This is a genomic window from Bradyrhizobium sp. (genome assembly GCF_049581145.1).
Classification (GTDB): Bacteria; Pseudomonadota; Alphaproteobacteria; order Rhizobiales; family Xanthobacteraceae; genus Bradyrhizobium.
In genome coordinates, this window is sequence record NZ_JBAURI010000575.1 from 1 (window position 1) to 10023 (window position 10023).

The following is a 10023-nucleotide window of genomic DNA, read 5'->3' on the forward strand; positions in this document are numbered from 1 at the left end:
CATTTTCGAGCCATCGCGACCCGCTACGACAAGCTCGCCAAAATATTCCTGGCCGGCGTCCAGCTCGCTTCTGCTATGATCTTGCTCAACTGAAGACAGGCCCTAAATCACATTTCATTAGATCCCCACCGAAGGTCCGCTTTTGGCTGTTTCCCGCCGTTCCCGTCGCGGGCCGCTTACTTCTGATTGACCCCGGTCAACTGACACAGTTGAAGACCCCTCAGACTGCGTATCGAGTCCGCTGGGGCGACGAGGAGATAGCGCCCTCCGAAAGCCGGACGGTGGGCACGCTGCGCTTGGTCAGCGATTTTGAAGTTCGAATCATATCGATTGGCGACAACCGTCAAGAAGGTGACCATTCCGGTTTCACGAGCCTATCGGGCCCTTTTCCGCGAGGCGTTGGACGTCAACCAGATCCGCGCAGCGACCAATGGCGGATTCATGCTCCGCGCGGCGCGCTTCCAGCAGCAGATCGCTGCCATGCTCGGCCGCCGCGTGACCACGGGCCAGGGGGCCGGACGGCCGCCGCGCCAAGACACGGCCAGCGCTGGGCCAAACCGTCTGCAAGCACGGCCCAGGCGCGATGGCAGCCATCGACGCAAAAGCCGCTGACGCCGTCGAGGCGTTGTTCACACCCGGCAGACGGGGTGAAAAGTTGCGAAATAGTGGTCCCCTATTCTCACCTTCCATGATGCCAATGCGGGCCAACATCGTTGGACCGTTTGTTTCGGGCCCGACCCGAGACAGTGGCGAATCCGGCCACGCCGAGGCGGGTTTCCTGGGGTCTTGGAGGGGCTATTCGACCGGGCTCCGATCGGAGCCCTTGTTCGATTTTGGCTTCCGAAGTTTCTGGCCGAAATGTTCTGTCGCCAATAGCAGCCCGATGATCGCAGCGCCAATTACGGCCGGGGTGCGAATCTCCTGCCGGGACAAGCCAAACTCATAGTGGGCGATATATCCCGCCGAGACAGGTGTCACGATTGTTGCGACTGCAGCGAGCCACCTAAAGACGACAATGTCCGAGGGTCCAGATTGTTGAGGGGACGGTAGCGGCGCCCTATCGTGCTTCATCTTCATGGCCCTGTTGCCGATGAAAGTACTCTGGCGGCGACCAGCTAACGAACGCATTAATTTTCTGCGGCCGTAGTACTACCGATCTGCAGGCCAAGCCGACGAGTCGGCCATATGGCATCGGCCTTGAGCGGTGGGGCGTGAGACTCCGATTTCGACCCGGTCATTCTTGTCGCGAAGCCGCACTCCAGTGCCCCCGGGCACGACCGGTGTAGCCGGATAGCCTTTGTAGGCCCAATGGAAGAAAACTGAGGCCCGTTTATCGCCAGGGCGAAAAGTCGCGAAATGGTGGTCTAAATAGTGGTCTGTCCCCTGTTCTCCCCCTCCGCCGCCGTTCAGGACTGTTCTCGCATTCCCGGAAGCGGCCATCCAGAGGCCCGACCGAGATGCTTCGAGTTAGAAGATCAGCGCTATCGAAGCCGTCGCGACGCTCACGCGATCAGTTGAACGGAACGGCCAGATATCATTGAGCGGCGGTGAGCGAAGGGGTGAGAACAACACGGCCGAGGGGGGAGCTTTCTTCGACATACCGGTGAGCGCGCGCCGCCTCACTCAATTGGAACGACTTGTCGATTATGACGTCGAGATGACCGTCTCGAGCCTGTTTCATGATGTCCTCGATCACCGACTTGCTGGCTGGGCTGCCAAACATCGGCCTCACGCTCACACCAGACAGCGTTATATTATTTGTCATCGCTGGCCAAAGGTCCGGTCGCATCGGTACCTGGCTGGCATTGCCGATCATCAGCACGCGACCGAAGGGGCATGTCGACAGGATCGACGTATCGAGCGAGGCACCGCCAACCGTGTCGAGCACGACGGACGCCATACGTCCCTCAGTCGCTTCCCGCACCACCTCGACGACGCTCTCGTTCTTGCGGTCGATGACGATGCTCGCGCCAAGCACGCGGAGTCGCGGCGCTCGCTCGGTCCCTGCCTGCACTGCCAGCACCCTCGCGCCGTGGCGGGCGGCAAGCTGAACCGCCGCCAGCCCAACGCTGCCCGCAGCACCTTGTATCAGGATCGTATCGTCCGCCTGGATCTGCGCTACGTCGAAAAGCGCGTGGTGTGCGGTGAGAAACGGGACGGGAACCGCTGCCGCCTTTGCCATGTCGAGCCCGTCGGGGATGCGAAAGCAACCTTGGACATTGACCGCGCGAAGCTCCGCATGCGACCCGCCGACAGCCATCGTCGCCACGCGGTCGCCAATGGCGAACTCAAGATCATCCGATCCGACCCGAATAACCGTTCCAGCCGCGGCATATCCGCCGATATGGTCAGGGGCTGGCGGCTCGATGCTGCTCCGCGCGAATATGTCGCCACCTTCTACGGCAACCGCTTCGACCCGTATCAGAACGTCGTCGGCCCGACAGACAGGGTCGTCCACGGTCGCGAAGCGCAGCACATCAGGCGGCCCGGCTCGATCATAGACAGCGGCCTTCATCAAAACCTCCCACGGCGGCTACGCATTTGCCAATGGCAGTCTGATTATGCGATCAGAGCCGGCGTTGATATGCGACCCTGTCCGAAACCAATGCTGGATCGTCTAAACCGTGTGGACTGAGACCGAATCCTTGAGTGACGTTCTGTCGCTTGTCCTGTCGCGCGCGCGGCTGGAGTCGTTCATAACCTGTGCGTTCGATCTTGGCGGCGCATGGACCGTCGAATTTCCAAGCGCCGACGCGCTACGCTTCAAATTCATCACACGCGGGGAGTGCTGGCTGACGGTTGAGGGGGATGAGGGGCGACTTCACAGGCTCGGCGCTGGAGATTGCTTCCTTGTATCCCCGGGCCGCAGCTTCATCCTCTCCAAAGAGCAAGCTTTCTCCAAGAAGGAACGCGCGGAGGAACTGGCCACCACTAGACGTGACGACCGCGTCATCGTCCATGGGGGTGGGGGAGATACGGTTTCGGTCGGAGCCGTGTTCCGTTTTCACGGGCATTTCGCGAACGTGGTCCTGGATTCGATCCCTCCAGTCATCCTCATTCCAGCCCATCTCGATCAGGCGGCAATCCTGCGTTGGAGCCTCGATCGTTTTGCCGCCGAGCATAACGGGGCAAAAGCGGGGCGCGCCCTGATGATGGGATATTTGGCTCCGATCATCCTGTTACAGACGCTGCGCATCCATCTCGGCTCTACGACCGGCGAGCGAAGCTGGCTTGCGGCCTTGTCGCACCCGAAATTGTCCAAAGCGATCGAAGTAATTCACGGCGAACATGGGAAGCATTGGACGCTTCACGGGCTGGCGGCGGTAGCAGGAATGTCCAGAGCCAGCTTCGCAGCTAAATTCAGGGAATTCATGGGCATTACGCCGATCGAGTATGTCAACAACTGGCGGATGCAGATTGCCTGCGATTTGCTTCGACAGGGCGATTTGGGGATCGCGGAGGTTTCCAACAGCGTAGGATACGAATCCGAGAGCGCCTTTAGCGCAGCCTTTAAAAGGAGTATCGGCATTCGGCCGGGGCAATTTCAGAAAAGCTTGAAAAGTCGAATGGGCGATCTGATGGCAATCAATACGTCTGCCGAGACGGTGGCCGTCTGACCGAAAACCACCAACGCCGGACATAGCAAGAAAACGGGGACTACGTGTATTGGGCCAGGTTGCGCTCCCCGCCATCGCCGCCGCTGGAGGCGCCCATGCCCCGTCGTTCCATCCGCGCGGCGACCAATGCGCAACATCCGGCGGTCGATATGACAGCCGAATATGAGGCCGGTCTAAGGAAGGCATCGGATGCCTCCTAAACCCGAGCTAGCGCTCCGCAGCCATAGATGTTCGCGCCCCGTGCCAATTTGTAATCCATAGATTACATTTCCGCTTGCCTACATGTAATCCATAGATTACAGATAAGCGTGATCGATGTTCGGGAAACACCTGATTTCACCAACTGGCTCGCCGCCCTGAGCGATCAGCGCGCCCGCTTGCAGATCGTTCGCCGGATCAGCCGGGTTGCCGCTGGAAACTTCGGCGATACCAAGTCGGTCGGTGGCGCAGTCAGCGAGCTTCGCATCGACCACGGGCCGGGATACCGGGTTTACTACACCCGGCGCGGCAAGGCCGTCGTCATCCTACTCTGCGGCGGCGACGAGCGGACCCAGAGTAAGGACATTCGGAAGGCCAAGGAAATCGCAGAGACGTTGGAGGACTAAGGATGAAAGTCAGCAAACTAAAGAAGTTCGACGCCGCCGAGCACCTTCGCACACCGGGGGCACGCGCGGAGTATTTGAACATCGTTCTTGCCGATGGTGATCCCGCCGAAGTCCGTGACGCCCTCAATCTCATCGCCCGAGCGCAGGGTATGAGCGAGGTCGCCAAGGCCGCTGGCGTGACCAGAGAGGGGCTTTACAAGACTCTCGGCGAGAATGGCAACCCGGAGTTCGCGACCGTCCTGCGGATCATCGGGGCCATGGGAATCCGGCTTGTAGCGGAACCGGCCCGAGCCAAGCCGAAGAAGAAAGCCGTGGCTTGATGACCAAGATCAGCGTCACCGTCACTCCCATGCGGCGGCTTGCAGCGAACTAAAGAAAACGGGGAAAGACCACGTTTATTGGGCCAGGTTGCGCACCCCGCCATCGCCGCCGCTGGAGGCGCCCATGCCCCGTCGTCCCCGGTCACCGTCGCCGAGGTCCCGGTCCACATCATTCAACGCGGCAACAACCGGGCGCCTGCTTCTTCGCCGATACCGACTACGAACTTGACCTCGCACACTTGTAGGCCCTGGCCGCGAAGTTCACGAGCGCGGGTCACGCCACCTGATCCTCCCGGTTGACGGCGGCCTGGCCGCGTCCAACGGCCAGCCGAACTTTCTCGCATTGTTCGGGGAGGGCTGAATGGCCCGCTCGGGTTCGCCACCGGCTGGTGTGAATCAGAACCCAAGCGGGACCCTCCCCTGAATAAATCGCCTCCTGCGGTCCCATCCGGCTGCGCCCCATTGGTGGCACATGGGGGCAAGAATTTACCCTCAAGGCGAAGCGCAAGTGAATGTGACGCACCTTGGAACAACACCTCCATTTTGCGTGTTGTTCGTCATGGCATCCTATAAAGTTGCACTTGTGAATATCTTCGGCGAGCTGGATTGTCGCGTCGTGCACCAGCGCGACGACATCCAGCCCGCCACTCTTTCGCTGGTATCGTCACTGCCCTACCTGTCGCCCGGCGACAAGATCGAAGTGGTCGAAATCGATGCCGCCACCGGCGAGCGCATGCCACGCCGCTGAATGCCGAAGTCGCGCGCGTGCGCGACGTACGCGGTGAGCCGCAGCACGATCAAGGTCAGCATGCTGGCGATCCAGATCAGGATCGCCGTGCCGGTCGGAGGTTCGCGTCGCACGGATGATGCGGCGGAGATCCGGCTGCTCCGGAAAACCACGTTGCCGGCCAGGTGATGAGGCCGCCGCAATAACGCAACATCCCAGCGGCAATCCAATTTTACGTAAGTCGAGCCTTTCGTGCAGCGCGTTCATGAGTCGACGCTTAGATGATCCTTGGCACAGCCCATCGAGGGATGGGGTAAAAAAGTAGGGCGCCGATCTCTCGCAGTTTGGCCTGGCACAAAAACGCAACTTTTCAGGCGATATGATGCGCGCGAGCAATCCTCGCCGTCGCACACAGGATGTTTGGAGGGAGGCGACATTCCAGGCGCGCGTGTGAACTCGTTCACAGCCCCGTTCTGGTCTCGGTCGTAAATTGACCCTGCGTTTTTCACCTAAAGCAATCTCAACTACAGATTGATTTTCAATTTCGCTGCGCTTGTCGATTTCGCTGCTGATTTACAATCGATGGAGATACTAAAATGGCATTCGAACTCTTGGACAAAATTGCGCCGGTCGACCCGCTCATGAGGCCTGGATTTCAGCCGGCTCTCGCGCCCGCCAATCCGTTGGGCCCGCTAGCCGACCTGCCCGGAAAATGGGTCGGCAAGGGCTTCAATCAAATCTGGCGACCGTTCCACGGCACGTCTGACCGCTTCCTGGAATTGAACCTGACCGAAGAAACGCTGGAATTCTCCGAAAGCGTCGGCGCCATCCCGAATCGTGGCTTGCTCCAGGCGGATATTGAGCTGGCAGGGGTCCACTATCTGCAGCAGGTCAAGGACATCCTGGCTGGGGTCGGTATTCATGTGGAGCCGGGCTTTTGGGTGACCGTTCCGGTGACGACCGATCCAGCCGAACCGACAACCGTTGCCCGCATGGCGTCCATCCCGCACGGGACCACCGCAAATGCTCAGGGGACGGCGACGACGGTCAACGGCGGCCCCCTCATCAACCCGGTCAGCATCCGGCCGTTCCCGATCGGGAGTGCGCCGCCCGCAAACACGGCAGTCGCGTTCCCCCCTTTCAATGAAGCCGACCTGTCTGTCGCCACGACTTTGCGGTTGCCGAACCCTATTCCCGCGAACATCACACAAACGATGGTCAATAATCCGAACTCCGTGCTGACGGCGGCGATTGCCGGCCAGACGATCACTCAGACGACCGTGCTGCTCATCAGCACCAAAGCGCCCGCGACCCCGCCACCCCCAGCGGCACCCGATGTCGGTGGCGGCACCGACAACGTCGCCTTCCTGCAAGGCAATTCCGGGGGCCCGAATGCTGATGCAGCGCAGATGACAGCGATCTTCTGGATTGAAAAGGTCGCTGCAGGCCCACACGGACCGGCTTTCCTGCAGCTTCAGTATACCCAAACGGTCTTGCTGAACTTCAATGGTTTAAGCTGGCCGCATGTTTCTGTCGCAACGCTCCGCAAGCATCACTGAACCTGCCAGAGCGCGTGAGCCGACGGGCGTCGCGCTCTGAGGATTCGCGAAGATTTCAGGCAACCGTCGACAGCGGTCGATGCGCGTAATAAAACCGGGCAGATCATGTTTGACGGCCCAGGCGCGATGGCAGCCGTGGACACAAAAACCGCTCACTTCATTCGAGGCCGTAGGATGGGTCGAGCACTTCGCGGAGGCCATCATGTTCGCAAACAAGATGATGGGTATCGCTTCGCTCCGTCGTCGTCATGCCCGGGCTCGTCCCGGGCATCCACGAACTTGCAGTGCTGCCGGGGAGAAAGACGTGGATGGCCGGGACAAGCCCGGCCATGACGGTGAGGGAGGTGCGCCGACCGCAATTCATGTCTCGTGGCGAGGCGGCGCCGCCGGCAGATGCCCGCAGCCGACTAATGTCGGTTAACGGCTGTTTCCCACCGTTCGAGCGCTGGCCTCCTGCGGAAAATTTGAGGAGGGTGAAGCCGATCCATGAGTTCGATCATTTGGTGAACACGGAGCGGCCGAGACGAGCGATTCCATGAAAGTTGTCATTGGCGCGGCGCTTGATCGCTCAGCATGCGCGGCTGTCGGATGCACGCACCTCGCGCCTCACCCACCGTCATCGCCAGGCTTGACCGGGCGATCCAGTATTCCAGAGGCTCCCGATCGATGAGCGCCTCTCGGATACTGGATCCCGCTTTCGCGGGGATGACGACTCGAGAGGCGGATACAGATGTCTTCGCCTCGCCCCGATACGGCGGGGGTGCACCGCAACGCCCCGCCCGATGACAGGCTCCGGCGGGGACCCATGACCACAGGGCCTGGTCGTTGCGCCATGCCGGGGCTTGCAACCTTCGCAACGACATTGGCCTGTGGTTATGGGTGCCAGCCTTCGCCGGGACGACGCCGGAGTTGTTGGCGCGATCGGCAGTCCCTGTCTTGCATCGATTCACAAACTCGACGTCGGCCCGGCCGACAGGTCGGAGCAAAGCGCCGCCCGATGACAGGCTGTCGGGCCATGACGGAATTTGCGCACGTCGTCAGGTCCGCGGCAAATGCGGCCGGCCGACGCTCTCATAGGTGAAGCCGTGGGCCGCCATGTCCTCGGGCCGGTAGATGTTGCGCAGGTCGACCACGACCGGGTGCGCCATCTCCTGTTTCAAACGCGCCAGATCGAGCGTGCGGTATTGCACCCATTCGGTGGCGACCACCATCGCGTCGGCCCCCTTCAGACAGGCGTAGGGGTCGTCGAAATAGTCGATGTCGGGCAATTCCTTGCGCGCCTGCTCCATGCCGACCGGGTCATGGGCGCGCACCTTGGCGCCCATGTCGAGCAGGCCCGTCACCAGCGGGATCGATGGCGCCTCGCGCATGTCGTCGGTATCGGGCTTGAAGGTGAGGCCGAGCACGGCGACGGTCTTGCCGCGCAGAGTGCCGCCGGCGGCATTGGCGACCTTGCGCGCCATCGCGCGCTTGCGGTGGTCGTTGACGGTGAGCACCGCCTCGACGATGCGCAGTTGCACGTCGTAATCCTGCGCGATCTTGACCAGCGCGCGGGTATCCTTGGGAAAGCACGACCCGCCGAAGCCCGGCCCCGCATGCAAGAATTTCGAGCCGATGCGGTTGTCGAGCCCGATGCCGCGCGCCACCTCCTGCACATCGGCGCCGACTTTCTCGGAGAGGTCGGCGATCTCGTTGATGAAGGTGATCTTGGTGGCGAGAAAGGCGTTGGCCGCGTATTTGATCAGCTCCGCGGTGCGACGCTCCGTGAACATCAGCGGCGCCTGGTTGAGCGACAGCGGCCGGTAGATATCGCCCAGCACCTTGCGCGCGCGCTCGTCGGAGGTACCGACCACGATGCGGTCCGGAAACTTGAAGTCACGGATCGCCGCGCCCTCACGCAGGAATTCGGGATTGGAGGCGATCACCACATCGGCCTTCGGATTGGCCTCGCGAATCAGCCGCTCGACCTCGTCGCCGGTGCCGACCGGGACGGTCGATTTGGTGACGACCACCGTGAAGCCGGACAGCGCCTTCGCGATCTCGCGCGCGGCGGCATAGACATAGCTCAGATCGGCATGGCCGTCGCCGCGCCGCGACGGCGTGCCGACGGCGATGAACACCGCGTCGGCATCCGCCACCGGGCCCGAGAGATCGGTGGTGAAGTCCAGCCGCTTCGACTTCACGTTCGCGGCGACCAGCGCGTCGAGTCCCGGTTCGAAGATCGGAATTTCGCCCCGGTGCAGGCTCGCGATCTTGTCGCCATCCTTGTCCACGCAGGTGACCTGGTGGCCGAAATCCGCAAAACAGGCGCCGGAGACGAGCCCGACATAGCCTGTGCCAATCATGGCAATCCGCATGAAAAACCCGCCCTAGTTCAGCGATTTCGAAGTTCGAATCATATCAGGCATCGCGATGCAGTCGATTCTTCCCCTCCCGCCACGCGCGCAGCGCGTGGCGGGGAGAAATGCGGTGCCATACGACAACTTTCATGGAATCGCTCGTCTCGATGGTTAACGCGCCCGCGTCTTAAAGCATTTGGCAGCCCCGGGGAAAGCGGAAAACGGTGAAGGCGGAAAACGGCATGTCCCTTGTATGAATTAAAGGGGAAAGCAACCGATTTTGCCCGATGATGCCGGCCTCGCGCCAAAAAGGGACGCCGATGACTATAAACGGCACAGACGCCGTCACCAATCGTCCCATGACCAATCGTCCCTTGACCAATCGTCCTTTGGGCGAGCGCGTCGACTGGGTGGACTACGCCAAGGGCATCTGCATCGTCATGGTCGTGATGATGCATTCGGTCCTCGGCGTGGAGCTGGCCGCGGGCCAAACCGGCTTCATGCACGCCGTGACAGCCTTCGCCAAACCGTTCCGGATGCCGGATTTCTTCCTGATTTCCGGGCTTTTTCTGCCGCTCGTGATCGACCGCGACTGGCGCATCTACCTCGATCGCAAGGTCATGCATTTCGCCTACTTCTACGTGCTGTGGGTGACGATCCAGTTCGGCTTCAAGGCGCCGGCCTTCGCCGCCGAGACGAGCTGGGGCCATGCCGGCTTTCTGTATCTGGAATCCTTCATCGAGCCGTTCGGCACGCTGTGGTTCATTTATTTGCTGCCACTGTTCTTTGTCGTCATAAAACTGACACGCAGCATGCCGCCGCCTTTGATCTGGAGCATCGCCGCGCTGCTGGAATC

Annotated in this window: 10 protein-coding genes and 1 pseudogene; 9 read left to right on the top strand and 2 right to left on the bottom strand. The window is 61.1% G+C overall.

Annotated elements, in window-relative coordinates:
- A pseudogene (locus WCB02_RS19075) lies at window positions 1–93 on the top strand (IS5/IS1182 family transposase); the annotation flags it as partial.
- Between the two features lie 237 nt (window positions 94–330).
- Window positions 331–612, top strand: coding sequence for a hypothetical protein (locus WCB02_RS19080; RefSeq protein ID WP_423960391.1), 282 nt, complete (start codon window positions 331–333; stop codon window positions 610–612).
- A gap of 922 nt (window positions 613–1534) precedes the next feature.
- Here the strand turns inward: WCB02_RS19080 and WCB02_RS19085 are convergent.
- Entirely contained in the window at window positions 1535–2515 is a 981-nt protein-coding gene (locus WCB02_RS19085) for a quinone oxidoreductase family protein (RefSeq protein WP_423960393.1), read from the bottom strand.
- A gap of 130 nt (window positions 2516–2645) precedes the next feature.
- Here WCB02_RS19085 and WCB02_RS19090 point away from each other — a divergent pair, with 130 nt between their 5' ends.
- The 6 genes from WCB02_RS19090 to WCB02_RS19115 all read left to right on the top strand — a co-directional run bounded on the left by WCB02_RS19090 (window position 2646) and on the right by WCB02_RS19115 (window position 6828).
- The gene (locus WCB02_RS19090; RefSeq protein WP_423960394.1) at window positions 2646–3617 is read left to right on the top strand and encodes an AraC family transcriptional regulator; all 972 of its coding nucleotides are present in this window, start codon (window positions 2646–2648) and stop codon (window positions 3615–3617) included.
- Between the two features lie 308 nt (window positions 3618–3925).
- A complete protein-coding gene (locus WCB02_RS19095) occupies window positions 3926–4222 on the top strand; it encodes a type II toxin-antitoxin system RelE/ParE family toxin (protein ID WP_423960395.1) in 297 nt (98 codons plus the stop codon).
- 2 nt (window positions 4223–4224) lie between these two features.
- Complete coding sequence (locus tag WCB02_RS19100; RefSeq protein WP_423960397.1) at window positions 4225–4542, top strand: addiction module antidote protein; 318 nt, start codon at window positions 4225–4227, stop codon at window positions 4540–4542.
- 559 nt (window positions 4543–5101) lie between these two features.
- Window positions 5102–5290 (top strand): hypothetical protein, encoded by a 189-nt coding sequence (locus tag WCB02_RS19105; RefSeq protein WP_423960399.1) that lies wholly within the window; start codon window positions 5102–5104, stop codon window positions 5288–5290.
- Entirely contained in the window at window positions 5291–5458 is a 168-nt protein-coding gene (locus WCB02_RS19110; RefSeq protein WP_423960401.1) for a hypothetical protein, read from the top strand.
- A gap of 407 nt (window positions 5459–5865) precedes the next feature.
- Window positions 5866–6828 carry a heme-binding protein gene (locus tag WCB02_RS19115; RefSeq protein ID WP_423960403.1) on the top strand — a complete coding sequence of 321 codons (963 nt, stop codon included), beginning with the start codon at window positions 5866–5868 and terminating at the stop codon, window positions 6826–6828.
- 1037 nt (window positions 6829–7865) lie between these two features.
- On the opposite strand, the gene WCB02_RS19120 is transcribed toward WCB02_RS19115, so the two are convergent.
- Entirely contained in the window at window positions 7866–9185 is a 1320-nt protein-coding gene (locus WCB02_RS19120; RefSeq protein ID WP_423960405.1) for a UDP-glucose dehydrogenase family protein, read from the bottom strand.
- A gap of 341 nt (window positions 9186–9526) precedes the next feature.
- Here WCB02_RS19120 and WCB02_RS19125 point away from each other — a divergent pair.
- A partial coding sequence (locus tag WCB02_RS19125) for an acyltransferase family protein (protein ID WP_423960406.1) occupies window positions 9527–10023 on the top strand: 497 nt, incomplete at its 3' end.

Excerpts from the sequence above, each read along its gene's own strand:
- WCB02_RS19085 (WP_423960393.1), bottom strand. The coding sequence starts at position 2,515 with ATGAAGGCCGCTGTCTATGATCGAGCCGGGCCGCCTGATGTGCTGCGC.
- WCB02_RS19100 (WP_423960397.1), top strand. The coding sequence starts at position 4,225 with ATGAAAGTCAGCAAACTAAAGAAGTTCGACGCCGCCGAGCACCTTCGC.
- WCB02_RS19105 (WP_423960399.1), top strand. The coding sequence starts at position 5,102 with ATGGCATCCTATAAAGTTGCACTTGTGAATATCTTCGGCGAGCTGGAT.
- WCB02_RS19110 (WP_423960401.1), top strand. The coding sequence starts at position 5,291 with ATGCCGAAGTCGCGCGCGTGCGCGACGTACGCGGTGAGCCGCAGCACG.
- WCB02_RS19115 (WP_423960403.1), top strand. The coding sequence starts at position 5,866 with ATGGCATTCGAACTCTTGGACAAAATTGCGCCGGTCGACCCGCTCATG.
- WCB02_RS19120 (WP_423960405.1), bottom strand. The coding sequence starts at position 9,185 with ATGCGGATTGCCATGATTGGCACAGGCTATGTCGGGCTCGTCTCCGGC.